Consider the following 23,838-nt stretch of genomic DNA (forward strand, 5'->3'; position numbering starts at 1 on the left):
TTAGGGGGGACTATGAGCCACAGGGATAATAATCCGGACCCAGAATTATATGAACTAATTTTTGAAAATAGTGTGAATGCTATTTTACTTACATCTCCTAAAGGAGAAATTTTAAAAACTAACACTTGTTTTAAGGAAATTTTTGGATATCTCGATGATGAAATTCTACATAAAAAGCTGAATACCATCCTTCTTCTATTTCTCATTTGCATAAGATTAATTAACAGGATTCTTTACAATATATGCATTAAATTTAGTTTGTAAGTTATCAAATAATTTTTCAGTAAATTCAGAATCATTTGTTTCATTTACAAAATGATAACAACTTTCATCAGTCCTTATGACTTCAAAACTATTTGAGTCTTCAGAATAACTAATTGAATGAATATTATCAAAAAGAATAGGCCATGTATTCGTTTTTTTACTCTTAACATCAATTTTATAATCATGAATTTCGATATAAGATCTTTTAAAATCATGGTCGTTATTTACAACTTTTTGTTTAATTTTAGGTTTATCTTCTTTTTTAACTAATGCATAACCTGCAATTGCACCAACAGGACCTAAAAGAATTCCACCACCTAAAGCAGATCCTGCTTTTTTAAGATTAGTCAAATCTGGTGATTCAACTGTTTATAATGAAGGATTAGGTGCATGTGGACCATTTAAAGTATCATTATATGAGAACACAACACCTGCTGATGGAGATACACCACCTAAATTTGTTTTAGTGGATCAAAAAACGGTATTGGCTTTATGTGGTAAAGATGATGGTGTGTTATATCCTTCTAGTGAAGATGTATCTTTCAATTGGACTCCAAATTCAGGAGGTAAACATCTTTTAAAAGTTGTTGCAGATTCAGAAAATGTTACAATAGAAACAAATGAAACAAATAATGATGATTTTGCTAATGTAACAGTTGCATTACCAGACCTTAAACCTAAGTTAGAAGTTCCAGAAAAAGTATACAAAAACAAATTAACTAACGTTTCAGTTGACATAACAAATAATGAATCTGAAGGTACAGGTGATTTCCAAGTAACTTTATTAGAAAATTGTTCATCACCTGATGAAAATAACGATATGAACTTTACAATTATAGGAACGCAACGAGTACAAGGATTACTAGAAAATTCAACTAGTAAAATAAAATTTAATTGGACACCATCAACTAATGGTGAACATGTTCTTAGAGTTTTTGTCGATTCACTAGGTGAGGTAACTGAATCTAATGAAACCAATAATAATGACACTAAAACAATTGATGTAGAAAAAGAAAAAATGCATTTATATAACACAGAAATGTTCCCATCAACTAGTGATCCTAACGGATATAGTGCTGCAACATACTATTATGAAGCAGATGAACCAGTATATCTAAACCCCGGCGCCAGAACCCCTACATTTGTATTTAAAACTACGGATCCAGTATATAGTGATGTTGGATTCCAAGCATGGTATCCATATGGAGCAATTTGGTTATCTTTTTCTAATTCCTCAGATGGACCATGGACATCGGCTTTCTCTAATCCCTATGTATATTGTGGCGCTAATACCAGCGAATATGAAGTAGCACACTGGGCAAGTGGATCAGGATACTACAAATACTTTAAAGTACATATACGAACAAAACCAACACTTGGAAGCAGCGGACTACTAAAAACATTCATAGAAGGATTCGAAATAAAATAAAAAGAATAATTTCATTAAATTATTCTTATTTTTTAAAAAATATTCAGCAATGTTTTTTTAAAACATTTAAAGACTAAGCTCTCTCTAATATTTTTTTATTTTAAAGTGCTTATTATTTCTTCAAAATAGGGTCTGGCTTGAGTTCCATTTTTTGGTGAACCGTCATGTTTATTGGGTATATAGTTTATACTGTAATATTTGTTATTTTTTTCAAACCAAATTGCCGCAGGCGGTATATAGCTGCATTTGCAGATTGTACCATTTATGGTTGTAGTTAAGTTATTATTCTCACTATTTATTTGATAGCTATTTATATCAGGGTATTGTTGTACAATTATATTTTTTTCCCCGGAATTTATAATTATTCTTGTGTCATTTGTATTATTTCTATTTAAAATATAATGCCAGTCACTTGTGAGTTGAAAAGTACTGTTTCCCACTGTTACTTGGCTTGTAGATGGATAAGTACAACCAGATACTATTATTAGTAAAATAAATAATCCTATTATTGTTATCAATTTTGGTTTATTCATTAAAAATTACTCCCCTTAAAAAGTATTTTAATTAATAATTCGTATTTTATATCATTATTTTTATTTATATGGGTTTTTTTTTAGTTGATTAAACATGGAACATGAAACTAACAATAATCAATAGCTTTTTTCTTCTTCGTACATTTCTATTATATTTATGAAGTATTTTAGATCTGGGTCCTGGCATTTATTGTTGGTTTATTTTAACCAGGTTTTGAATTCTTTTAATGTATTCATATTTTTATTTTTAGTAATAATTAGATTTTATATTTTTTCTGAAAACATATTATCACTAAAAACAGGTTGTTGCTTTTTTGTAAAATTGAAATTGGAATGAGAATAAAATTATTAATTTATATTAAAAAAGTATGTCAAAGTTGATGGTTTACTGGACTGTGTAGGTGAGTAACCACCTAACCTCGACGAAATTAGCAGTTTAGGCCTTCAATTAGTTTACAGTTTAGTAAAACAGATAGACGGTGCAATAAACTTAAATTCTTCTCAAGGGACTAAATTTACCATTAAATTCCAGGAAATGGAATATAAAGAACGTATTTAAAAATATTTTTTTCATCGCTAAGCTTATATGACTTCTACTCAAATTGATAATAACACATTGTAGGAGATCAATTATGTATTTTAGTGAAATTTTAGTGGATTCTATTAGTTATCCTTTTACAGATTTAAAAAAATATTTTACATTACTGTTACTTTTTTTAACCAGTTTTTTAATTATTCCCGGCATTATGGCATGTGGGTATTTATTAAGAATAGTTGAATGCAGTACCCACAGACAAAAAGAACACCCAGATTTTAGTGACTTTAAAAAACTGTTAATGGATGGATTAAAATTCTTAGCACTGGGAATAATATTTGGAATTGTATTTTATGCATTGTTATGGATAATAAATCCCATAATTTCATCTTACATTCAATTAGATAGCAACTTTATCCTGGTTATTGAAGCTGTTTTTACAATAATTATTAACAGCATTTATATAATGTGTTTAGCCAATATGGCCCATGAAAAACAATTTAAAAGTGCCTTTAATTTTAAAAAAATATTTAGATTTATTTCCAGAGTAGGTGGAGCTAAATACCTAGCATTAATTACTATTTTCACTCTCTTGGGGGAAGTGCTGAATTTATTAATAAAATATGTAACAGAAATACTTAAAATTTACACGGGATCATATGCCATAGGATTTATTGTAGTGACTTTAGTAGTCTATACCTACCTATTTACATTCGAATCCAGATTCACAGGACTAATATATCCCAAAAAATTGAATAATTCCGTTTAGAGGCCAAATAATGCAAATTAAAGAAATAATATCGGACTCAATTAGCTTTCCATTTTCCAATCCAGTTAGATTTCTAATATTAGGAGTTATATTAATATTCAGTCCACTCATGCTACCCCTAATATTAGCTGGAGGTTATATGATTCGAATTATCAAAAATACCTCCCAAGGAATCCGAGAAATGCCTCCTTTTGAAGATTTGACTAATATGTTTATTGATGGTATTAAATTTCTCGTGGTTAATATTGCATACTCTCTTCCAGGGTTACTATTCATATATGCTGCGTTAATAATTTCCATATTTACGTCCTTAAGTAACATGATTACTTCGGGACATATCAATAATCAAACCATTGCCATGTATTCTGCCCCATACTACACTATGGATTACATGTCCCTATTTAGTGGCCCCATTCCTCTTTTATTGTTAATTATTGGAATAATATTAGTATCTCTTGGTTACTTAATACAAGTAATAGCTATTCCTAGAATGGTTTATAAAGATAAAGTAGGGGCTGCATTTGAGATCAAATCTATTTATAAAAAGATTCAAGTGTTGGGGTGGGGAAAATATCTAGTTTGTGGTATTTTCTTTTTGATAGTAGTTGCTTTGACTACTATCCTTGGTCTGATCTTGCCCGACCTCTTTAAAAATTATGGAATCAATGGCTACATCATAAGCATCATAATCAGTGGATTACTGATTAGTTCATTTGAATACTGCTTCCAAGGTCGATTTATGGGACTAATCTACCCGGGGAAAATAGAAAATGAAAAAAAGACTATGAATGATATTAGAAAGCCCCGATTTGTTAAAAATTCGGAATAATTCTTTTTAAAAATATGAAAATTTAAACCAAAAAAAAGTCATATAAAAAGCTGGTGAATTTAATGCAAAAAATAATCCCATTTTCAGAAGTAACTAAATTTCACGGGCATGTATGTCCCGGAACCGCTATTGGATACCGTGCCGCTAAAATATCTCTAAAAGAACTCCAATCAGATAGACCCGTTGATGAAGAATTTTTAACTATTGTGGAAAATGATAGCTGTAGTGTAGATGCCATCCAAGTAGTTACCGGTTGTACCCTAGGTAAGGGGAATTTAATCTTTAAAGATTATGGAAAACAAGTATATACTTTCCTTAATCGCAATACAGGTAAATCAATCAGATTATCATTAAAAAAATCTATCGACGAACTTGATTCTGATTTTTCTAAAATAAGAACTAAAGCATTTTCCAAAGAGGGCACACATGAAGATAAATTAGAATTTAAATCCCGGAAAAATGATTTATCTGAAAAAATTCTGGAAATGTCTGCTGACGAATTATTCAAATTAGAACATGTAACAATGGAAGAACCTGAAGAAGCCCGTTTATTTCAATCTATTAAATGTGAAAAATGTGGAGATTATGTGGCAGAACACAGGGCTAGAATAGAAGAAGGGAACATCGTTTGCATACCATGTTTTAAGGAATACAACCGGAATTAATTCCATTAATTTTTTTTATATTTATGAATTTACCCTATTTTTTTCGAAATGTATAATAATAAAAAAGAATATTGTATTATAATACTTGGAGGTATTGGTTATGAAAATTGGAGATATGATTTCAAGTTCATTTAAATTCCCTTTAAAAAACATAAATCGTTATATCGGGTTATTATTGCTAAACTTAGGGAGCATCTTAATTATCCCCATATTTCTTCAGTTTGGATATCTTTTAAGAATTATTGAAGATACCACTCACGGAAAAAATGAACTTCCCGCTTTTGTTGAATGGGGAAAAATGTTTTTTGATGGTTTAAAATTTCTGAGTGCAACTATAATCTATTATATATTGCCTTTAAGCCTATTTGTAGTCTCTTTATCTATGATGAATACACTACCATCCATCATTGCCGTCATTTTAGTAATTATATGTTTCATCATATTCTTCGTTCTAAATTTAGTTTATGTTACTGCACTGAATAATATGGCATATACTGGAAATTTCAAAGCAATTTTTGATTTCAATAAAATTTTAGGACTTATAGGGGACATGGGTTGGATAAATTATTTTGCATATATATTTACTGCAGGAATAATAGTTTTAATTTTTATTGCCGTGGCTCAGGTATTTTCACTTCTAAAAGTTTATGGAATTGCCGGTGCATTAATTGGAACTGTAGTTTCATTGTTATTGAGTAATTATGCATCAATATTCCAATACAGATTTATTGGATTATTATTTAACAAGATGAATAAATTGGAAACTTTAGAAGAGAATATGGGTCCTGAGATTAGAAATGAAAACCTTGAAGAAGGAGAATTCCAATCTCCCTAGCCTTATTTTTTATTATTAATAAAAATATGATTATATCTTCAAACCAACGAATACTTTATAAGGGAAAACCACCTAACAACTAATTTGTCTATTATTTTAGATAATATGAATTATATTGGGCCCGTAGTCTAGCCTGGAATATGACGTGGGACTTCGGATCCCAAGGTCGGGGGTTCAAATCCCCCCGGGTCCGCTATTATCAATTTTAAATTTTACAGTTCGTTGATAGAGGCCGGATTTTCAGTTAAGTTGAAAAATCAATCCTTTCGTTCGAGGCCTCTTGAGAACTTAATTCCAAGTATTTTAAAAAAACTAGGTATCATGCCAGTTAAGTAATACTTTTTATATATTTAATAAGATTTATATGTATCATACAATTAAATGAATTTGGTGATGCAATGATATTAAAAAATTTTAAAAGAGAATCTTTAATACCTCTTCCTGTAACTTTTATATCAACCATTAGTGAAGAAGGAATACGCAATATTGCACCATATTCATGCATCATGCCTGTTTTAAGGCCTTTTGATCTGATATGTGTAGCTTCTGCGAAAATGAGAGATACTTTCGTGAATATAAAGAGCACCAAAGAATTTGTTATTAATTTAGCCGGGGCAAATTTGGTAGATAAAGTAATACCTACTTCTTCACATGTTCCTTTTGATGTAAATGAATTTGAATTAGCAGACCTGAAAGAAAGGCCTTCTAAAAAAGTTAAAGCCCCAGGAATAGAAGGTTGCTATGCCTGGATGGAATGCAAATTACATTCCATATATGAAGAAGAATACCAGGGTTTTCCTTATTTGTTAATAATGGGCCAGGTGGTTCATCTGGAAATAAAAGACAATGTTTACAACCCCCATGACGGCAGCTGGGACGTGGAATCTGCTAAGCCATTGATGATGGTGGGTTCAGATGAAGGCATGCATTTTTGTACCATTGAAGATATTAACAAATTTGAACCATTTGGTGCTATGTTCCCTGATGGGAAAGACCCCTTATCATGGATGTATAATGATTAAGGCATATTTAATCTTCTTCAATCACTGCTTCTTTAAAGAACTGAGGAACCAGGGAACGGTATAACGGACTCTTAAACAACATTTTTATATTTTCATCCAGAACATAAGTGTAACACTCATCGTCATGAGCCCTCATTCCACGCCCATATGCTTGCATGAGAGTCATGACTGTTTTATAAGCATACCAACGTTGATCTCTTTGTCTTCTCAAGTTAACCTGTCTGTCCCCCAGATAAGGGAAAGGTACTTTATATATTACCTGAAAACGACACTGGTCATATGGTAAATCAACTCCTTCACTCATAGAAGGACTTACTAAAACCAGTGGATTGCGACTGGCCTCAAAGTGATAGAGAACACTTTCTCGGTTAGCAGAATTATGTCCTACCAGACGAGAATTAGGTACTTTTTCCATTAAATATTTTTGACACTGATAATTGTGAGTATGTATCAATCCTTTATCATGTTTGTGCCTTTTAAGTATCTTATTTAAAATGGGTAGCGTATCCGGAGCTGTCCTTTTTATCCTATTTTTAGACATTTTACCTGCTAATTTAAACTCTATTGGTCGTTTAGAAGCAGGGAAAGGGCTATCCACTTTAACAAAATATACTTCTTTAGGATCCAAACCCAGCCACTTGCAAAACATCTGATGGGAGAGAATAGTAGCACTCATAAATATACATGTCTCTGCATGGCGGAATAAATGTTCATGGGCATACTGGTGTACTCTGAGGGGTTTAAAGGATACTTCTTCCTGATTAAAATCAACCACCCAATTCTTTGGTTCTTTTTCTAATTTATCTGTTAAATCTTCCAAACGAGAAACAGTACGATTCACCCTATCTGCCTTGTTTTTTGGGAGATCTTTGAGATTTAACTCTTTATATCCCTTATAAACTGCTTCAACTTGCATTATCCAATCTTGAGGGTCTGGAGAAGATATTAACTCTTTAGAAAGCACTGTGTTGAGGTCCTTTTTTAATCTTTGATTAAATATATTTACCTCTAACCTCTTCATGAGCTTATCTTCAATATTATGCGCCTCATCAAGTATCATTAATTCCCGTTTGCCAAAGTGGCCCACATAATTGAGTTCTAAAAGAGCATAATCATAGTTCATTAAAGTTATATCACCATTTACAGCATCTGCCTTTTGATTCCAGTAGTGGCAATGGTCATTAGACTGATAGAATATGGAATTACCATAAGAATCCGTGAAAGCTTCGGTATTGCCCAGAGTAGGAGCTTTGCTCACACCATAAGAACAGTTGAATGGCCTATTGCGGGGAGTGGTCTGACATGTCCCTATATCACACCCCGATTCCAGATCATCATGTTTACACTGGAAGTTCCCCCGGCCCTTTACCAGTGGAAAATCAAATTCATTCGCATACTGTGCTTGGAGCTGCTTGGTCATAGTCAGAATATAAGCCGGATTGTATATTCTGGCCAAAGTAGTAGCAATTGGTGATTTTCCTGTGCCGGTTCCAGCTTCCAACACAATATATTTATATCCTTCTTCAATTGCGTTATAAATATCAGAAATAATATCTAACTGCCCCTCTCGTGGGTTTGGAAAAGGAAAAGATTCAATAATATCATCCTCAATATGTGGAAATTTATTTTTTATTTCTCTTCGACGGGAGGGGGATAAAACTGTGGGACGAGAAATATTATCATCATTTTTCTTATTTTTCCTTCTGGATAAAAACTTAGCTTCGAATAGAGATGTATCTTTTCTAATGTCATCGTCTGGTCCACATATACAACGACTTTTCATCATTCCACAATTGGGACAAAAAAGAGGGTTTGCCATGCCACCTATATTAGTTTTGATGCTATAAATAGGTTTAAAGAGACCAGCTGAAAACTATTAATAACATACCAATTAATATCACACATTATTATATGTGTAAAATTTAAAAGCATTCTTTGCCAATGTTAAATTACTGGTTGAAAACCTTGCTTAAAAAATAAAATTCCAATATTTTAATTTTTATAACAAATTTTAAATTCAAATATTAATTTACAATTATCATAGGTGTTTTAATGACAAAAGGAAAGCTTATAGGAGTGGGAGTGGGGCCGGGAAGCCCCGAACTCCTTACTATTAAAGCAGATAAAGTATTGAAGTCGGCAGATGTTATATGTGCTCCAAGATCTGCCCCTGGAAAGCCAAGTATTGCACTGTCTATTGTACAATCAGCATTAGATCAGAGAAACGATGATTATATTGTAATGGAACCTGTTTTCCCTATGACAGAAGATAAGAAATCTTTGGAAGAACACTGGGATCGCGCTGCAAAAATGGTGAAAAGGCATTTAGAAGAAGGAAAAGACGTGGCTTTTGTGACTTTGGGGGATCCGTCCATATACAGTACTTTTTCTTACCTCCAAAAACGCATACTGAAAAAAGGATTTTTAGTAGAAATGGTTCCAGGTATAACCTCCTTTACTGGTTGTGCAGCTAGTGCGGGTATCCCTCTGGTGGAAAAAGATGATATTCTAATAATAGTACCTAAGGTTGACCATAGATTAGATAGTATCTTAGAAGGCGGAGATACATTTGTGGTTATGAAAACCTCGCGCCATAGCCAACTTTTAGAGGATACTATTGAAAAAGATACCCGGCATAAAGAAATAATTTCTGTACAAAACTGCAGTATGGAAGATGAAACAGTTAATGAAGGTTTTGCCAAGAATAAAAAATATTTATCCACTACCTTAATTAAGTTTTCAAAATAACCTTTATTTTTTTATTTAAGTAATTCCAGGGCGGAGTATTAGACAATCGATCCAGTAATTTCATTGAACAATAAGGGATAAAGCCATTTTTTCTAGACTTCAAGTATGCTATTTTTGCTTTTTTTACAGCATATTCACAGTTAAAAACAGCTTTTCCTGCTTTTTTATAGCGATTTAAGTATTTAATATACTCTTTCGTCAATATTTGATCTGTTGAAATATCATGATTTTTCTTATGATTCCAATCATACCATATGGACTCCTGTGCAATCCCATCGACAATATAAAATGCTTCTGAATACCCATATGCTAAATTAGCAGCATTTTGTTGAATTATAATAAAGTTTGGATTTTTGGATCGGGCATAGTTTCGAATCTCTTTGATAAATTTAATCATTTCTACTTTAGGATTCTTACCTGCCTTTTTTGCTGCTTTGATAACTTCCGGATTTTCATATCCTTCCACCCAATCCAGATAAACTCCATCAAAGCCAGCTTTTAGGACTTCATCCACTAAACTACGGTATTTCCAGTAGGGATTTGTTTTTTGATTTTTTCCATATAATACAATATCTTTCCATCTCCCATCCCAATAGGCAACCGGGTAGTTTCCGCCCCATCCCTGAGGATCGGGTGTTAAAATATACGATGGCCAATCTTTAGGTTTAGATTTTCCTTTGACCCATGTTTTCGACCATTTCCAATACCCACGGTAATCTTCAGCCTCCCCAATATTAATATATGCCAGGACTAATTTACGGTGAATACCATCGTGGGCCTTAGAGCGCTTCAATCGATTGATTATTTTTTGAGTATTGAAACTTCCTTCATCTTTAACCGTCTGAGTAGGTTCAATAACCAGTAAATCATACTTTGAAGCAGCTAATTTCTTTACAGCACCAGGCTTTTCAATATTTTGAAGTTGATATGCCCAGTATTTGACTTTAGAAAGTTTAAGTGGTTTGTTAGTTGATAATAATTTTTTGCGGTATGCTTTCCAGTAGTATTTAGTGAGGGTTAATCGAGTTTTTATGAATTGGGATTTTTTAAAATTACCATTATATCTTATTTTAATTTTAGATTTAGACACTTTATTAAGATAAATATTTTTTTCTATCCTTTTTTTAGAATTATAATAATAGTTGTATCCCTTTATTTTAAGGTGTTTTTTTCCTTTTGCATATGTTTTAAAAGAATATTTAACATCTGATTTAGCCGCATAATCATGAAAAACTTGAGAACCTTTATCAATCAGTTTAGTTTGGGTAGCAGATGCAGGTTCAGCCAGTTGCATGGAAAAAACTATGATAAAAAGAACAATAATAGTGAAAAGTAATTTAGTGCTGGAAAAAACTCTATGCATACCCAACTCACCTGCTAATTTATCTTTTCTTTATGGTAAAAAAAGATTTCAGTGAGGCGTGATTAATTGAAAAAAATATTTATTGGATTTATTCTTCATCAGGTCCTATGACAAAGCAGCAGTAATCATCCCCTTTAGCATAGCATTTGGTTTCTTCAACCACCATTGGTTTGGCGAAATGCCCTGAAAATAACGCTTCTAATATCCCTGAATCAAGTGCACATGCAGATTCACCAGTTTTAGGGAGTAATTCACATTCAAAACAATCATAAGCTCTTATTACTAATGGTTCCTTGTTAAATACTTCTATTGTGCCAAGGCCATTGGCTTGCCAAAAATCGGCCAGGTTTTGAAGCATTTTGTCCATGTCAGGATCCTGTAATTTTTGATAAAATGATTGGCCAATCCTTATTCCTGCTTGGTGCAGTAATGGGTCTATATTTATGCCTTCCTGTATTAATTCAACCCTTAGAGTATGAAACATTAAACGGAAAAATTCAAATGGGTTACCCTGGTCAATAAGATTCTGAATTAAAAATTCTACCTTCTGTTCTTCTCTTTCAATTGCTTCTTGAGGGTTCATGTCCCCTATGTATCGGGAATTTATAAAGAATATCTTTTTTCGCTGATCATGGGGATGAGTTCTGGAGCCGATAACACTATCTCGAGTCAATGATTTGAGGTGTGCAGATACCGTTGATTTGGATTTACCTGCAATTTTAACTATTTCATCAAAACTAAGATCCTTTTCATTTAATGCATTGAGAATTAATGATTTTACAGGACTTTTTACCACATTAACTCCTTTTTTTGTAGCAAAAATAGTTATAGGCTTACTTAACTGCCCTGTTTTTTTATTTATCTGATTTTTATTTTTTGAAACCACCGTGGCACCAACCTGTTAAAATGTATGGCTCTTTTATTATATACTAGTTCGCATATGTTGGAACAAAAATAATTATATAATAACTATTATTTTCTCCCATATAAACTGTTCGCCTAGAAACGAACAGAAACCATTAAATATTAGTTCGTATAGTATAGTATATTCGAGGAAGCACGAACAAATATTATTCTCATGATTAAAATAAATGTGAAAAATTAGGTGAAAAAATGAAAGCAGAAGCAACTAAAATTACAGACGGCGTTTACTGGGTAGGAGTTTTAGACTGGGATATTCGAACTTATCATGGATATACATTGAATGGAACCAGTTACAATGCATACCTTGTTTTTGGAGATGAAAAAGTAGCTTTAGTGGACAATGCATATCCTGGAAATTTCCCAGAACTAATGGCAAGAGTAGAAGACGCATTTGCCCAAGAAGGCAAAGAAGTCAAAGTAGATGTTATTGTACAAAACCATGTGGAAAAAGACCACAGTGGGCTTTTGGTAGAACTTCATAAAAAATTCCCACAAGCACCTATTTACTGTACTGAAATTGCTATTGAAGGATTATTAAAGCATTTTCCTGCACTGGGTGGGGCCGAATTTGTCACCGTTGGTACTGGCGAAGCTCTTGAACTCGGAGGAAAAACTCTAGCATTTTTAGAGGCATTTTTACTACACTGGCCAGACAGTATGTTTACCCTGCTTGTAGAAGATGGAATCTTATTCCCTAACGACGCATTTGGTCAACATTTATGTTTCCCACAACGATATGATCACGAAATACCAGAATATGTCTTGATGGATGCTACCAAAAAATTTTATGCCAACCTAGTAACACCACTATCCAAACTGGTATTGAAAAAATTCCAGGAAGTAATAGACTTAGGACTGCTGGATAAAATCAATATGATTGCTCCAGCACATGGCCAAATCTGGACTGATCCCATGAAAATCATAGGAGCCTATAGTGATTGGGCTAGTGGAAACAACCAGGACAAAGTTACCATAATATATGATACCATGCATTATTCTACTCAGAAAATGGCACATGCCATGGCAGAAGGAGTAATGAGCGAAGGAGTTGATGTTAAAATGTACTATCTCCACGAAGATGAACGTAGTGAAATTGTGAAGGACATATTAGATAGTAAAGCAATCGCTCTGGGAGCTCCAACCATATATGATGAACCATTCCCTAGTGTTGGAGATCTAATTTACTACCTGCGTGGATTAAAATTCAATAGAACTGGATTTGAAAAGCTAGCCGTGACCTTTGGATCCATGGGAGGCCAAGGTGGAGCTCCAGCTACACTATCAAGAGACCTTAAAGAATGTGGATTCAATGTAAAAGAAGAATATGAAATATTATATGTTCCAAATGAAGATGAGTTGGATAAATGTTTCCAGACAGGCAAAAAGCTGGCTCAGGAAATAAAATCTCTTTAAATATAAAATTTATCCCCCCTAACTAAAAAAATCTATATGGAGACAAAAATATGGAATTAATAAACGAACATGAAATTGGAGTATGTAAAGGAACTGAACTAGAAGAAGCTGTGAAAGCAAATTTTAATGGCGAATGTCAGGAAGTAGGTATGTACCTAGCTATGGCCAGATTAGCCCAAAGAGAGGGACTTCCAGAAGTGGCTGAAGTACTAAAAACCATAGCCTGGGAAGAAGCAGAACATGCATCACACTTTGCAGAAATGAATGAAGTTATAAAACCATCCCTGAAAGAAAATCTGGAAATGATGCTGGAAGGAGAGACCATGGCCAACAACGAAAAAAAGGCCGCCGCTAAAAAAGCAAAAGAATGTGATATTGACCCTGCACATGATTTCTTTGATGAAAGTTCCCGGGATGAAGCCCGGCATGCACGTATGTTAAAAGGAATTTTGGAGAGATATTTCTAAATAAGATGTACCGCCTCCCCCCACATCTTAATCTCCCCCCTTTTAACATATTTTTTCTTTAAAATTAATATCACCAACCAATATACCCCCATATCAACATATATTTAAAATTCAGGCGTTAAAATGAAATACAGTTGCCAAATATGTAGTTATATATACAACTCAAACATTGGAGATCCCGAAAAAAATGCAACGGCCAGAACTGATCTTAAAGATCTTCCAGAAAACTGGGTTTGTCCCCAATGCGGAGTGGGAAAAGAAGAATTTTTTCCATTAAAACAAAATATTCCAAATCAAGGCGAATTTCCTATGGCCTTAATGATTTTAGCACTTACTAAAGGACTATGGACCATATCAGGTAAAGGATCTTATTCTGTTACTAAAGAAATAGGCCGCACATTTATTCAAGAATTAAAAAAAAATGTGAAGGATATTTCTTCCCAAGAAATTGCTTTAGAATCCATTAAAGAATATTTCATTAACCAAAATAAGTTTGCTCGGAATTTAGAATATGTTATCAGAGAAGAAACTGTGGAGTTAAATGTAGAAAACTGTAGATTTTTTGGACTATGCAAACAGTTAGAAAGCCAAGGCGTACTCATAACTACATGTCCCTACACCAACACTACCGCAACCGCACTAGAAGAAGTTACAGGATACAGATACCGCATCGATAAAGAACAAAAAGATTATGGACACCATATTACCCTTAAAAGAGTATCGAAAGTCAGATAAATCATTCTATTTTGAAATTTTAAAAATATAGAATAAAGAAAGTATTTTAATATTCTTACATGCTCATATAAAAAAATATGATGCATAAATTTAAATCTTCAAATAAATTCAACACCACCCTATCCGGCCTTTTATTTTTTCTTGCAGGTGCAGCGATTTTAATGGGAATAATAACTGGTGAAGCTTTTTATCCCCCAGAATATACTTATACTACTAGTGAAAGTATGATTAGTGATCTTGGAGCCACTGAACCACCACATAGCATTATTACCCAACCCTCTGCAAGTATATTCAATTTAACAATGATAATATCCGGAATATTAGTCCTTGTTGCTACTTATTTCTTATTTCAAGCTTATAATGATAAAATTGCGGCTATTTTAATGGGATTATTAGGATTGGGAGCTTTTGGTGTGGGCCTATTTCCCGGCAATATCAACCCCCAACACCCATTATTTGCCATTACAACATTCATATGCGGAGGATTATCTTTAATTTACTCCTACCGACTTATTAATTCACCACTTAAATATATATCAATAGTATTAGGCGTTGTAAGCTTATTTTTCTTGTTTACAGCCAATTTTTTTATACCATTACTTGGTGCAGGTGGCGTGGAAAGATGGGTGGCTTATCCAGTAGTAATATGGTTAATGGGTTTTGGAGGATATTTATCAGGAGTAAGCTCTGAGAAAATAGATAAATAAGAGGTGAATTTTATTCACCATTAACCCTTTTTAGTTTTTGACAGGCATCTTCTGCTGCTAGTATTATAGGATCTATAACCATAGAAACTGGTGGAGCATATGAAAATTCCATGTTAACCAATTCATTACAAGTAATACCTTGAGCTATTACTAAAGACATAGTATCTACTCTTTCTGCTACCCTTTCCTCTGCAATAATCTGACAGCCAATGATTTTACCATCTAACATAGCAGTCATTTTAACGTCTATTCTTTTCGCCCCAGGATAATATCTGGCCTTGGTCAATGCCCTACTTTTACCTGAAATCACTTTTAACCCATTTTGAAGAGCAGAAGTCTTAGTTAAACCTACTGCGCCAAATTCCAGAGATCCTATTTTAGAAACCATGGAATTTAGTACTGGCCTAAAAGCAGATTCAATACCTACAATGCTTTTAGCTGCAACTTTAGCCTGTCTAACTGCAGTACTTCCCAGTGGAGATTGGGTATTGTGACCAGTAATTGCATCATATACCTCCACACAATCACCTACCGCATAAATATTTGGCACAGAAGTTTGCATTTTTTCATTTACCAGTATCGCCCACCTACCAATATCTACACCCGCCATTTTAGCAAGTTTTGTTTCTGGCCTTACTCCAGTAGCTAATATAACCATATCTGCTTCAATCTCATCATCACCAAATATGGCCCCTTCTACTTTTTTTGCACCAGAGATTGTATCAATAGCATGTCCCAGAATGAAGTTAATTCCTTTTTTTTCCATGTATTTTTGGACAATAGATGCCATGGATGGATCCAATGACCGGGGAACAATTTGAGGAAGCATTTCAGTGACTGTAACTTTTAAACCCATGTTTTTTAGACCATAGGCAATTTCAAGGCCAATTAAACCCGCCCCTACAACCACTGCACTTTTACTTTTTTCAACCCATTGTTTTATCATAGCCCCATCTTTTATGGTTCTAATTTTAAAAACACCTTCAATATCCGCGCCCTCCACAGGAGGAATAAATGGTGCTCCTCCAGTAGCCATTACCAAGTAGTCATATGGCAATTCATTGAGTGATTCATCTACCTCCAGTGATTTATACTTGATTTTATTTTTTTCACTTGAAACTTCCAAGACTTCTGCTCTGGTTATAACAGTTATATCCCTTTCCAGATAATCCTCAGGCTGGTGCATAATAATATCATCAAAACAGCCCACTTCTCCACACAATACATAAGGGATTGCACAGGGAGAATATGCGATATGCTCGTCTCGAGTTATCACAGTTATCTCAGCGTCTTCATTATATTTCCTAATGTTTGAAGCAGTGGAAAGGCCTCCAGCCCCTCCCCCGATTATAACTACTTTCATTTTATTTTTTCCACCTATTGGTCGTACATTTAATATTTTTTTTATCTTTTCACCTATAAACTTTGGACCAGAATATTAAAAATCACATGAATTCACCCAAATATTTAAGTATTATATTGATATATTTGGATATATAGAATTATTAAAAATATGGAGTGAGGTTTTCAAAATGAAAGGCGATGATATCAAAAAACACGTCAAAGATCGTTATTCTAAAATAGCTCAGGGAAAATCGTCTTCCTGTTCATGTTGTGAGGGCGTTAATTCAATCATGGACCAAGCCCAAAATGCGGGTTATTCTCTGGAAGAATTAAAAAATATCCCATCAGAAGCCATTTTTGGTTTAGGTTGTGGAAATCCCACAGCTCTTGCAGAGATAAAAGAAGGAGAAATTGTATTAGATCTTGGATCTGGTGGCGGAATTGATGTATTTCTAGCAGCAAATAAAGTAGGAAGCCTCGGAAAAGTCATTGGAGTAGATATGACACCCGAAATGATTGAAACAGCTAATGAGAATGCTGAAAAAGGAAATTACGAAAACGTTGAGTTTCGATTAGGGGAAATTGAAAATCTACCCATTTCAGACAATTCCATTGATCTTATCATCAGTAACTGTGTTATTAACCTCACTCCAGACAAATCAGTAGCATATGGTGAAGTTTACCGAGTTTTAAAACCAAACGGTAGAATATTAGTTTCGGATCTGGTTACTGAAGGAGATATTCCCGAAGAAATTAAGAAAAATTTCCAAGCATGGTCCAGTTGTATTTCAGGAGCTATGGAAAAAGAAGAATATTTGGATACTATTAAAGAAGCGGGTTTTAAAGATTTAAAAATAATAAAACAAAATTTTTTTACTGAAGCCGGAATGGATGAAAGGCTGATTGGTAAAATAACCAGTATTCAACTTAAAGCTACTAAATAATTTATTAAGAGGCAATTAAATGAAAGAAAGCAGTCGTGGGTGTGAATGTGAAATCACGGATGAGATAAATCTAGAAAATAAAAGATGTAGTTGTGAGGTTGAAGAATCCTTTGAAAAAGAAGAAAAGAGTGTAGGCTCTGAATGTAAAAGCACAAAAGGCACATTTACCTCAAAAAGTACAGAATGTGAATGTAAAGAACCATCAGAAGAGGATAGTTGTGGATGTGGAAATATATCATATCCGGATAAATCACTAATAAAAAATCCAACCCACCCCCAATATATAACAGATGAAAAATTCATTAAAAAATTTGAAGATTACGCTAAATCAATAGGTATTGAAAACATTGGTTATTCCCAAATTGATGCGGAATTGCTTATTCAAGATAAATTTATCCAATACACCAATGTTATCGTATTGACTATGGAGATGGATGAAAAAATAATAAAAACTCTTCCTGGAAAAGAAGCACAAAAACTAAATAATGAAGCATATGCTAAGTTAGGTGATTTATCATATGTCCTTTCTGACTATCTTCGTGAAAACGGTTTTGCAACTGAGGTATCTCATCCTTATGAAGGCGTTATAAACTTCTCAGCGCTTGCAGAAAAAGCAGGATTGGGGCATATAGGGAAAAGTGGTCTTTTGATAACGCCAGATCTCGGCCCCCGGCAGAAAATCTCCGCCATATTTGTTAGTATAGCCAATTTACCTAAAAAAGGTCCTGATCATTCCTGGATAAAAGATTACTGTGAACGATGCAACAACTGCATTAAAGCCTGTAGTGAAAAAGCATTACATGAAACAGAAGGATGTTGCGGCAATAAAAAAGTTGAGTTGATAAAAAATCGATGCATTGGTTGTAGTCATGGATGTACTTTCTGTATAGAAGAATGTCCCTTTTATACCAAAGGATATGTGCACCTAAAAAGAAAATTTGACAAGATTAATGCTAAACTAAAGCAGAAGGAATGCTGTAGTTCTTAAGTGATTTGATGGTTAAAAAAGAAAATGAAAAGATAAGAATGAAAAACACCCACAGTAGAGGGGGCATTTCCTGTAAGTGGGGGATAAATATTCAAAGAGAATCTCATCTTAAAGAGGCAATATGTGAAAAATGTGATAAGGTATTCAAAACCGATAAAGACGAATATATCTGCCCTGATTGTCAAAAATAAAGTTAAGGTGATTTAGTGAAAACATGCCAGAGTACAGGAGAAGATAAACCCTGTGATGATCAATTAAAAAATCTAAAAAAAATATTAGAAGGACTGCCTGATCAAGAGAAATTAGAAAATCAATCCAATGTATTTAAAGCAATTTCCGATCCAACTAGGTTGAAAATATTATACTTACTTCAAGAAGGAGAACTATGTGTCTGTGAAATAAATACTGCTCTTGAAAAACCACAGTCCACAATTTCTCATCATTTAACTGTGCTTAAAAGTTCAGGGTTTATTAAAGGTCGTAAAGAAGGAGTATGGATACATTACAAATTATCCAATCCATCTATCATTGAATTAATAAAAAAAGTAATGGAAGTGAGGATTGTTAAAAATGAAATCTGAAAAAATTGCACTTTGTCCTTGTAATGGAATGAGCCCTTATGGATTAGTTGCCAGAGCATCATGCTCCGATAGTGTAGAAGAGTCATCCAATTTAATATCAATATGCATTACTGCTACCTCTGCAGATAAAGCAGGTTTTAGGAGTATGATTAAAAAATACCCTATAATTGCAGTTAATGGATGTAATCACTCTTGCGTCGATAAGATACTTGAGAGTAAAGGGGTTAATGTAATTAAGAGTATGAATGTTATGGAACCCCTGCAAGAAAACGATTTAGAACCTGGTGGAGTGGCCAGATTAGGGAAATCTGGAGAGGAATGTGTAGTTGAAATTAAGAAAAAAATTAAAGATTTGGTTGATTAAAAACTCATTCCAGTGGTCAAATGAGATCTTATAAAAATAAAGTACTTTTTATTTGTGAAAACAATTCTTGCAGATCCCAATTAGCTGAATCTCTCCTTAGAGAAATTTATGGTGACTATTACGAAGTTTACAGCGCAGGTTCTGATCCAAAAGAAATTAATCCAATTACAATTGAAGTTTTAAGTGGAATTGGTATTGATATAAGTGAAAAAAAGTCAAAAAGCTTGAATGATTTTAAGGAGTATGAATTTGATTACGTAGTCTCTTTATGTGGGGAAGAAGACGAAGTTTGTCCCGTATTTATCAATACCAGAAAGCATATTCATAAAGGATTTCGTGATCCCCAGGCATTCACCGGAGATGATGCCGCTAAAATAAAATATTTTAGAGAAATAATGAATGAAATAAAATTATGGATTGAAAATGAGTTTGAAGTAAAATATTAAATTATTTTGAGGGATTAAATGATTAATGTAGTTATAATAACAGACGGACCCTATGGTGAACGTGCCTATGAAAATATTAAAAAAGAATTTGAAACTGACTTTATAGAACTAGAACCACCACAAGGAATGTTCATTGATGAAATTGAAATCCCCTCCGATTCAATGAATCGTATTTCAAAAGCAGACATTATTATTACTTATGTACTCCATCCTGATTTAACTCTAGAGTTGGTAGAACAGTTACATGATAAAGTAGAGTGGATAATTGTTGGAGCTTGGAGAGGAGAAGGATTTAAAAATCAGTTAACTCGTTTTAGAAATGTCACTGCGCCAGATAATATGTGTGATCTTGAAGAAAATGGAAATGTTATATTTGATGAATTCGTCAGTAAATTCGGCCAACCTATTGTGCGTATAAACTGTCAAGGCGATAAAATAATTGATATTGAAGTTTTAAGATGTTCTCCTTGTGGTGCTACTGCTTTTGTAGCAGAAGAATTAACGGGAGATAGTAAGGAAAACTTACCTATTAAAGCCGGTTTAAAAATTCAGCACTTCCCTTGTAGAGCACCTAAAATGCGATTATTCTCAGATGATGAGTGTAAAAAAGAATTAGCAGCCAATATGCATAAAGATGCATTTGAGAAAGCTCTTAAAAAAGCTGAAAAAAATTAATTATTATTTTTCAAATTATAATTCTTCATTATTATTCATGGACAATTATTTATCCTTGTAATTACAATAATATATTATGGTAGAGAATCAACAAAAAACTCTGACCATTGTACTAACAGAAGGTCCTTATCGTTCACAGTACGCAGATATTGCTTATGAAATAGCAAAAAGTGCTCTAGATAAAAAATACCAGGTTAATTTATTTTTATATATGGATGCTACCCATATACCTAAAAAAGAACAGAACCCCCATTCATTTCCAAATGTAGCTGAGAAATTCAGGACTCTTATAAAAAAAGGCGCAGATATACGGGCCTGCATACGTTGTTCCACCGCCAGAGGACATAGTTGTGCAAAAAAGCCGTACATCAAAGGAGTTAAAATTACCAATGTCTATGATTTGGCGGGGTGGATTCAAGAAAGCCACAAAGTTATCAGTCTGGGGTTTTAATATGGAATCTGCAACAATAATCATCGACCGTGCCCCTTACGGTTATGAAGATGCTTTTAGTGGGCTTTATGTGTGTATTGCTTGTTTAAATAAACATGTAGATTCAGATGTGCTTCTTTTAGGAGACGGAGTTTACGCTGCCTTAGAAGGGCAGGACAGCGAAAACAGAATAAAATTCCCAAGCGTAGAAGAATTAACTTACCTTATTTTTCCTGAAGGCAGCCTATTTGTGCATGAAAAATCTCTAAGAGAAAGGGGATTTGATGAAGAAGATTTAGTAGAAGCCGCAGAAATAATCACTGATAAAGAATTACAGGAAATAATAATCTCCAAGTCTCATAATATTGCTTTTCTCAGGATTTGACCAGGAGGTTTGTAATTGGAGATGCAAGAATTAGAATATGAAGTATTTACTGACGGATCATTGGTAAACAAAGTTTCTATTAAAAATATAAAACCTTGTATTGCCACTGAAGGAAAAGTACGGGTTTTAATGCAGTTAGATGCCAGTTTAGATGCAATATTAAAACACATGGTTAAACGATATCCACCAGGAAAAGTTAATTTTGTTGAAAAAAAGAAAATTTTAACTCTTTCAATTTACCACCGCCTTATAACACTTTATCCATCAGGTAAAGTAACTATGAACAAAACCTTAGATAAAGAAGATGCCGTGGAAACCATAACAAAGATAATGGAAACCATCAACCAAGTTTATGATGATTTATCAACTATGACCCAAGAAGAAGAGGTTGATTTATCTAAAATTGGGCCTATGGACCTTTATAATTGTTTACCCCAATCTAACTGTGAAGAATGTGGAGAAACTACTTGTCTAGCATTTGCATTTAAAATATTATCTGGAGATCAAGAATTAAAAAATTGCTTGCCTCTGCAGGAACCCTGGAATCAGAAATATGTAAAATGCCTTGGAAATTTGTTAGGCGATTCTATGATGCAGACCATGGGATGGAATGGATATTAATCATTTAAAAAGTGGAAATATGCATATAGCATTTATAATAACAAAAACACCTCAAGAACCAGGTTTTTCAAGTTTCATTCAGTTATTGAATCTTTATGCTGATGAAAATGAGATTTATATTTATTTAATCGGTAATGGAGTGTATTGTGCTACACATGGCCATGGCCATTCCGAGTTAATAAATACCCTATCTAAAAAAAATCAGGTCTGGGCATATGATAATGACATTTTAGCCAGAGGCATTCACGATAAACATATCATCAATGGAATAACTACTTTTAATGATTATGGGAAGTTAGTTGTAGATATTATGGAAAAAATGGACCAAGTATTGAGTTTTTAAGGTAATGAAATGAAAAGGAAAAGAAAATCCCGAAAAATGGTAGGTATTCGTTGCCAATGCCAGGACCGACCTGTGCCTATAGAAAAAGAGAAACTTAGGACAAAGCAATGCCCTAAGTGTGGTAAGGTTTACAAAACCAATCGAAATGGAAATATTTGTTTTAATTGTAGCAGATAAATCGGATACTGTTAAAACATCATCATAATTCCTCTTCCCGTCCCATATATTATGCTTATAGCAATTATTGCAATGATAAATATGGAAAGCGTATTGATTATGGGTTTTACTAGGTTATCTGAAAGTTTATATCTCAGTAATTCCTCTAACATTAGCCCGCCATCTAATGGTTTCATAGGGAGTAAATTAAAAACCCCTATTAAAAAGTTCAAGGCGTAAATGTAGAAGAAAAGTTCCACAATATAAGGAATTACAAATGGAATGTCCCCAAAAGTTTTGGCTACATTTTCTTTTATCACGAGATTAGGGGTGCTCCTAACACCCATGTACGGTTTACTGGAATTATTAGGATTTTTCTCTGTTTTTATGGAATATGTTCCTGTAGATGTCATTATACTGACATTTTGTCCGATTTTAAGTGTGGATAATGCCTCAGCATAAGTTGATGAATCATTAGTTTTTATTCCATTGATACTTTTAATAACCATACCCTGCTTTAAAACTTCACTGGCCGGACTTTTAGGCACCAGGCCGGTGATTTGAATTCCATCAGATTCAAAAGTATTGGGGACTACATAAGTGTTCATTCCCACAAGAACTAACACTGCTAGAGCAGCCAAAGTTAAATTTGCTACAGAACCTGCCGCAAAAATTCTCAATTTAGCAGATCTTTTTGATTTTTGTACATCTTCTTCATCGGGTTCTACAAATGCCCCGGGAAGTACAGCTAAAAGGAGAACACCTATAGATTTAATGCGCACCCCTTCCACCCGAGCTAAAATTCCATGCGCAAATTCATGAACAATGATCACTGTGGCCAGACCAATTATCCCATAACTTAATGGAATGTAAAAAGGATTTCCAGGCATATCGACTCCAGGGATAATAAGAGATGCTTGAGGTGCCACAAATAACTGATTTAAAGACATTAAAAGCATGTAAAACATGTTGAACATGTAATAAAAAGCCACGAGTATTCCTATGTTCAGAAAAACTCTCCATGGGCTTACTGTGGGCCCTATCTTGAAATTAATATTCCTGCCAAATAAATTCCAGTTATAGTGGCGTTCTTTTATATTAAATTTCTTTTGAGCTAATCTATCAATAAACCCTCTCATTCTTTTAGTTTTTCTCATTAATAAAGGACCGTGAATTTCTATTTTGAGTTGTTTTCGGAACAATAATGCCATTATCCATATCAATACAAAGACAATGACATAGAACCATAAAGCATTCATTATTTTCACCTGATTAGATAATCATATAATCTATTAATGCAAATTATCTGGTTTATATATAAAA

The 23,838-nt window shown here is 33.5% G+C and carries 31 protein-coding genes and 1 tRNA gene; 25 read left to right on the forward strand and 7 right to left on the reverse strand.

Annotation, left to right across the window (positions count from 1 at the left end; translation table 11 throughout):
- Positions 1–12 precede the first annotated feature (12 nt).
- The gene (locus MXE27_RS12025) at positions 13–264 is read left to right on the forward strand and encodes a PAS domain S-box protein (protein WP_425438268.1); all 252 of its coding nucleotides are present in this window, start codon (positions 13–15) and stop codon (positions 262–264) included.
- On the opposite strand, the gene MXE27_RS03760 is transcribed toward MXE27_RS12025, so the two are convergent.
- Complete coding sequence (locus tag MXE27_RS03760) at positions 217–615, reverse strand: hypothetical protein (RefSeq protein WP_248611070.1); 399 nt, start codon at positions 613–615, stop codon at positions 217–219. The genes MXE27_RS12025 and MXE27_RS03760 overlap by 48 nt on opposite strands.
- Here MXE27_RS03760 and MXE27_RS03765 point away from each other — a divergent pair.
- The gene (locus MXE27_RS03765) at positions 572–1,693 is read left to right on the forward strand and encodes a CARDB domain-containing protein (protein ID WP_248611189.1); all 1,122 of its coding nucleotides are present in this window, start codon (positions 572–574) and stop codon (positions 1,691–1,693) included. The genes MXE27_RS03760 and MXE27_RS03765 overlap by 44 nt on opposite strands.
- Before the next feature lie 95 nt (positions 1,694–1,788).
- Here the strand turns inward: MXE27_RS03765 and MXE27_RS03770 are convergent, their stop codons facing one another.
- Positions 1,789–2,226, reverse strand: coding sequence for a hypothetical protein (locus MXE27_RS03770; RefSeq protein WP_248611071.1), 438 nt, complete (start codon positions 2,224–2,226; stop codon positions 1,789–1,791).
- 632 nt (positions 2,227–2,858) lie between these two features.
- Here MXE27_RS03770 and MXE27_RS03775 point away from each other — a divergent pair.
- From MXE27_RS03775 to MXE27_RS03800, 6 genes are all read left to right on the forward strand, one after another.
- Entirely contained in the window at positions 2,859–3,530 is a 672-nt protein-coding gene (locus MXE27_RS03775) for a DUF4013 domain-containing protein (protein WP_248611072.1), read from the forward strand.
- A 10-nt stretch (positions 3,531–3,540) separates the two neighbouring features.
- Positions 3,541–4,359: a DUF4013 domain-containing protein gene (locus MXE27_RS03780; RefSeq protein ID WP_282730729.1), complete on the forward strand. Its 819-nt coding sequence runs from the start codon at positions 3,541–3,543 to the stop codon at positions 4,357–4,359.
- Positions 4,360–4,421: 62 nt separating this feature from the next.
- Positions 4,422–5,024 carry an FmdE family protein gene (locus MXE27_RS03785; RefSeq protein WP_248611074.1) on the forward strand — a complete coding sequence of 201 codons (603 nt, stop codon included), beginning with the start codon at positions 4,422–4,424 and terminating at the stop codon, positions 5,022–5,024.
- 100 nt (positions 5,025–5,124) lie between these two features.
- Positions 5,125–5,859, forward strand: coding sequence for a DUF4013 domain-containing protein (locus MXE27_RS03790; protein WP_248611075.1), 735 nt, complete (start codon positions 5,125–5,127; stop codon positions 5,857–5,859).
- A 117-nt stretch (positions 5,860–5,976) separates the two neighbouring features.
- Positions 5,977–6,052 (forward strand) — tRNA-Arg (locus tag MXE27_RS03795).
- 205 nt (positions 6,053–6,257) lie between these two features.
- Positions 6,258–6,881 (forward strand): flavin reductase family protein, encoded by a 624-nt coding sequence (locus tag MXE27_RS03800; RefSeq protein WP_248611076.1) that lies wholly within the window; start codon positions 6,258–6,260, stop codon positions 6,879–6,881.
- Positions 6,882–6,888: 7 nt separating this feature from the next.
- On the opposite strand, the gene MXE27_RS03805 is transcribed toward MXE27_RS03800, so the two are convergent.
- Entirely contained in the window at positions 6,889–8,700 is a 1,812-nt protein-coding gene (locus tag MXE27_RS03805; RefSeq protein WP_248611077.1) for a helicase C-terminal domain-containing protein, read from the reverse strand.
- Positions 8,701–8,933: 233 nt separating this feature from the next.
- Between MXE27_RS03805 and cobI the strand changes: the two genes are divergently transcribed.
- On the forward strand, positions 8,934–9,629 hold the full coding sequence (gene cobI / locus MXE27_RS03810) for a precorrin-2 C(20)-methyltransferase (protein ID WP_248611078.1): 696 nt from the start codon (positions 8,934–8,936) through the stop codon (positions 9,627–9,629).
- Here the strand turns inward: cobI and MXE27_RS03815 are convergent.
- A complete protein-coding gene (locus tag MXE27_RS03815) occupies positions 9,613–10,992 on the reverse strand; it encodes a glycoside hydrolase family 191 protein (RefSeq protein WP_248611079.1) in 1,380 nt (459 codons plus the stop codon). The genes cobI and MXE27_RS03815 overlap by 17 nt on opposite strands.
- An 88-nt stretch (positions 10,993–11,080) precedes the next feature.
- On the reverse strand, positions 11,081–11,878 hold the full coding sequence (msvR, locus tag MXE27_RS11985) for a transcriptional factor MsvR (protein ID WP_248611080.1): 798 nt from the start codon (positions 11,876–11,878) through the stop codon (positions 11,081–11,083).
- A gap of 227 nt (positions 11,879–12,105) precedes the next feature.
- Here msvR and MXE27_RS03825 point away from each other — a divergent pair, with 227 nt between their 5' ends.
- The 4 genes from MXE27_RS03825 (at position 12,106) to MXE27_RS03840 (ending at position 15,238) form a co-directional block, all read left to right on the forward strand.
- On the forward strand, positions 12,106–13,329 hold the full coding sequence (locus MXE27_RS03825; protein WP_248611081.1) for an FprA family A-type flavoprotein: 1,224 nt from the start codon (positions 12,106–12,108) through the stop codon (positions 13,327–13,329).
- 50 nt (positions 13,330–13,379) lie between these two features.
- Entirely contained in the window at positions 13,380–13,796 is a 417-nt protein-coding gene (locus MXE27_RS03830) for a ferritin-like domain-containing protein (RefSeq protein WP_248611082.1), read from the forward strand.
- Between the two features lie 123 nt (positions 13,797–13,919).
- Positions 13,920–14,531 (forward strand): rubredoxin, encoded by a 612-nt coding sequence (locus MXE27_RS03835; RefSeq protein WP_248611083.1) that lies wholly within the window; start codon positions 13,920–13,922, stop codon positions 14,529–14,531.
- A gap of 80 nt (positions 14,532–14,611) precedes the next feature.
- Positions 14,612–15,238 (forward strand): DUF998 domain-containing protein, encoded by a 627-nt coding sequence (locus MXE27_RS03840; RefSeq protein WP_248611084.1) that lies wholly within the window; start codon positions 14,612–14,614, stop codon positions 15,236–15,238.
- 10 nt (positions 15,239–15,248) lie between these two features.
- On the opposite strand, the gene MXE27_RS03845 is transcribed toward MXE27_RS03840, so the two are convergent.
- Positions 15,249–16,601 (reverse strand): FAD-dependent oxidoreductase, encoded by a 1,353-nt coding sequence (locus MXE27_RS03845; protein ID WP_248611085.1) that lies wholly within the window; start codon positions 16,599–16,601, stop codon positions 15,249–15,251.
- 169 nt (positions 16,602–16,770) lie between these two features.
- Here MXE27_RS03845 and arsM point away from each other — a divergent pair, with 169 nt between their 5' ends.
- The 12 genes from arsM (at position 16,771) to MXE27_RS03905 (ending at position 22,536) form a co-directional block, all read left to right on the forward strand.
- Positions 16,771–17,526, forward strand: a complete 756-nt coding sequence (arsM, locus tag MXE27_RS03850) for an arsenite methyltransferase (protein WP_248611086.1) — start codon at positions 16,771–16,773, stop codon at positions 17,524–17,526.
- A 19-nt stretch (positions 17,527–17,545) separates the two neighbouring features.
- Positions 17,546–18,514 carry a reductive dehalogenase domain-containing protein gene (locus MXE27_RS03855; RefSeq protein WP_248611087.1) on the forward strand — a complete coding sequence of 323 codons (969 nt, stop codon included), beginning with the start codon at positions 17,546–17,548 and terminating at the stop codon, positions 18,512–18,514.
- Between the two features lie 8 nt (positions 18,515–18,522).
- A complete protein-coding gene (locus MXE27_RS03860; RefSeq protein ID WP_248611088.1) occupies positions 18,523–18,705 on the forward strand; it encodes a hypothetical protein in 183 nt (60 codons plus the stop codon).
- A 15-nt stretch (positions 18,706–18,720) separates the two neighbouring features.
- On the forward strand, positions 18,721–19,095 hold the full coding sequence (locus MXE27_RS03865) for an ArsR/SmtB family transcription factor (RefSeq protein WP_248611089.1): 375 nt from the start codon (positions 18,721–18,723) through the stop codon (positions 19,093–19,095).
- Positions 19,085–19,459 (forward strand): putative zinc-binding protein, encoded by a 375-nt coding sequence (locus MXE27_RS03870; protein WP_248611090.1) that lies wholly within the window; start codon positions 19,085–19,087, stop codon positions 19,457–19,459. The genes MXE27_RS03865 and MXE27_RS03870 overlap by 11 nt, the downstream gene beginning before the upstream one ends.
- Positions 19,460–19,479: 20 nt before the next feature.
- On the forward strand, positions 19,480–19,905 hold the full coding sequence (locus tag MXE27_RS03875) for an arsenate reductase ArsC (RefSeq protein ID WP_248611091.1): 426 nt from the start codon (positions 19,480–19,482) through the stop codon (positions 19,903–19,905).
- Positions 19,906–19,923: 18 nt separating this feature from the next.
- Entirely contained in the window at positions 19,924–20,580 is a 657-nt protein-coding gene (locus MXE27_RS03880) for a DUF166 domain-containing protein (RefSeq protein WP_248611092.1), read from the forward strand.
- Positions 20,581–20,656: 76 nt separating this feature from the next.
- Complete coding sequence (locus tag MXE27_RS03885; protein ID WP_248611093.1) at positions 20,657–21,031, forward strand: DsrE/DsrF/TusD sulfur relay family protein; 375 nt, start codon at positions 20,657–20,659, stop codon at positions 21,029–21,031.
- Between the two features lies 1 nt (position 21,032).
- A complete protein-coding gene (locus MXE27_RS03890) occupies positions 21,033–21,395 on the forward strand; it encodes a DsrE family protein (RefSeq protein ID WP_248611094.1) in 363 nt (120 codons plus the stop codon).
- Between the two features lie 21 nt (positions 21,396–21,416).
- Entirely contained in the window at positions 21,417–22,016 is a 600-nt protein-coding gene (locus MXE27_RS03895; protein WP_248611190.1) for a (Fe-S)-binding protein, read from the forward strand.
- Entirely contained in the window at positions 22,006–22,359 is a 354-nt protein-coding gene (locus tag MXE27_RS03900) for a DsrH/TusB family sulfur metabolism protein (protein WP_248611095.1), read from the forward strand. The genes MXE27_RS03895 and MXE27_RS03900 overlap by 11 nt, the downstream gene beginning before the upstream one ends.
- Positions 22,360–22,368: 9 nt before the next feature.
- Positions 22,369–22,536, forward strand: coding sequence for a hypothetical protein (locus tag MXE27_RS03905; protein WP_248611096.1), 168 nt, complete (start codon positions 22,369–22,371; stop codon positions 22,534–22,536).
- Between the two features lie 11 nt (positions 22,537–22,547).
- On the opposite strand, the gene MXE27_RS03910 is transcribed toward MXE27_RS03905, so the two are convergent.
- Positions 22,548–23,774, reverse strand: a complete 1,227-nt coding sequence (locus tag MXE27_RS03910; protein WP_248611097.1) for a site-2 protease family protein — start codon at positions 23,772–23,774, stop codon at positions 22,548–22,550.
- Between the last annotated feature and the right edge of the window lie 64 nt (positions 23,775–23,838).

The sequence above is a fragment of the Methanobacterium alcaliphilum genome, from assembly GCF_023227715.1.
GTDB classification, from domain to species: domain Archaea; phylum Methanobacteriota; class Methanobacteria; order Methanobacteriales; family Methanobacteriaceae; genus Methanobacterium_E; species Methanobacterium_E alcaliphilum.

Bases quoted from the DNA above. Each gene is read 5' to 3' on its own strand.
- MXE27_RS12025 (WP_425438268.1), top strand. From the start codon at position 13: ATGAGCCACAGGGATAATAATCCGGACCCAGAATTATATGAACTAATT.
- MXE27_RS03770 (WP_248611071.1), bottom strand. From the start codon at position 2,226: ATGAATAAACCAAAATTGATAACAATAATAGGATTATTTATTTTACTA.
- MXE27_RS03775 (WP_248611072.1), top strand. From the start codon at position 2,859: ATGTATTTTAGTGAAATTTTAGTGGATTCTATTAGTTATCCTTTTACA.
- MXE27_RS03780 (WP_282730729.1), top strand. From the start codon at position 3,541: ATGCAAATTAAAGAAATAATATCGGACTCAATTAGCTTTCCATTTTCC.
- MXE27_RS03785 (WP_248611074.1), top strand. From the start codon at position 4,422: ATGCAAAAAATAATCCCATTTTCAGAAGTAACTAAATTTCACGGGCAT.
- MXE27_RS03790 (WP_248611075.1), top strand. From the start codon at position 5,125: ATGAAAATTGGAGATATGATTTCAAGTTCATTTAAATTCCCTTTAAAA.
- MXE27_RS03800 (WP_248611076.1), top strand. From the start codon at position 6,258: ATGATATTAAAAAATTTTAAAAGAGAATCTTTAATACCTCTTCCTGTA.
- MXE27_RS03805 (WP_248611077.1), bottom strand. From the start codon at position 8,700: ATGGCAAACCCTCTTTTTTGTCCCAATTGTGGAATGATGAAAAGTCGT.
- cobI (WP_248611078.1), top strand. From the start codon at position 8,934: ATGACAAAAGGAAAGCTTATAGGAGTGGGAGTGGGGCCGGGAAGCCCC.
- MXE27_RS03815 (WP_248611079.1), bottom strand. From the start codon at position 10,992: ATGCATAGAGTTTTTTCCAGCACTAAATTACTTTTCACTATTATTGTT.
- MXE27_RS03825 (WP_248611081.1), top strand. From the start codon at position 12,106: ATGAAAGCAGAAGCAACTAAAATTACAGACGGCGTTTACTGGGTAGGA.
- MXE27_RS03830 (WP_248611082.1), top strand. From the start codon at position 13,380: ATGGAATTAATAAACGAACATGAAATTGGAGTATGTAAAGGAACTGAA.
- MXE27_RS03835 (WP_248611083.1), top strand. From the start codon at position 13,920: ATGAAATACAGTTGCCAAATATGTAGTTATATATACAACTCAAACATT.
- MXE27_RS03840 (WP_248611084.1), top strand. From the start codon at position 14,612: ATGCATAAATTTAAATCTTCAAATAAATTCAACACCACCCTATCCGGC.
- MXE27_RS03845 (WP_248611085.1), bottom strand. From the start codon at position 16,601: ATGAAAGTAGTTATAATCGGGGGAGGGGCTGGAGGCCTTTCCACTGCT.
- arsM (WP_248611086.1), top strand. From the start codon at position 16,771: ATGAAAGGCGATGATATCAAAAAACACGTCAAAGATCGTTATTCTAAA.
- MXE27_RS03855 (WP_248611087.1), top strand. From the start codon at position 17,546: ATGAAAGAAAGCAGTCGTGGGTGTGAATGTGAAATCACGGATGAGATA.
- MXE27_RS03860 (WP_248611088.1), top strand. From the start codon at position 18,523: ATGGTTAAAAAAGAAAATGAAAAGATAAGAATGAAAAACACCCACAGT.
- MXE27_RS03870 (WP_248611090.1), top strand. From the start codon at position 19,085: ATGAAATCTGAAAAAATTGCACTTTGTCCTTGTAATGGAATGAGCCCT.
- MXE27_RS03875 (WP_248611091.1), top strand. From the start codon at position 19,480: ATGAGATCTTATAAAAATAAAGTACTTTTTATTTGTGAAAACAATTCT.
- MXE27_RS03880 (WP_248611092.1), top strand. From the start codon at position 19,924: ATGATTAATGTAGTTATAATAACAGACGGACCCTATGGTGAACGTGCC.
- MXE27_RS03885 (WP_248611093.1), top strand. From the start codon at position 20,657: ATGGTAGAGAATCAACAAAAAACTCTGACCATTGTACTAACAGAAGGT.
- MXE27_RS03890 (WP_248611094.1), top strand. From the start codon at position 21,033: ATGGAATCTGCAACAATAATCATCGACCGTGCCCCTTACGGTTATGAA.
- MXE27_RS03895 (WP_248611190.1), top strand. From the start codon at position 21,417: ATGCAAGAATTAGAATATGAAGTATTTACTGACGGATCATTGGTAAAC.
- MXE27_RS03900 (WP_248611095.1), top strand. From the start codon at position 22,006: ATGGATATTAATCATTTAAAAAGTGGAAATATGCATATAGCATTTATA.
- MXE27_RS03905 (WP_248611096.1), top strand. From the start codon at position 22,369: ATGAAAAGGAAAAGAAAATCCCGAAAAATGGTAGGTATTCGTTGCCAA.
- MXE27_RS03910 (WP_248611097.1), bottom strand. From the start codon at position 23,774: ATGAATGCTTTATGGTTCTATGTCATTGTCTTTGTATTGATATGGATA.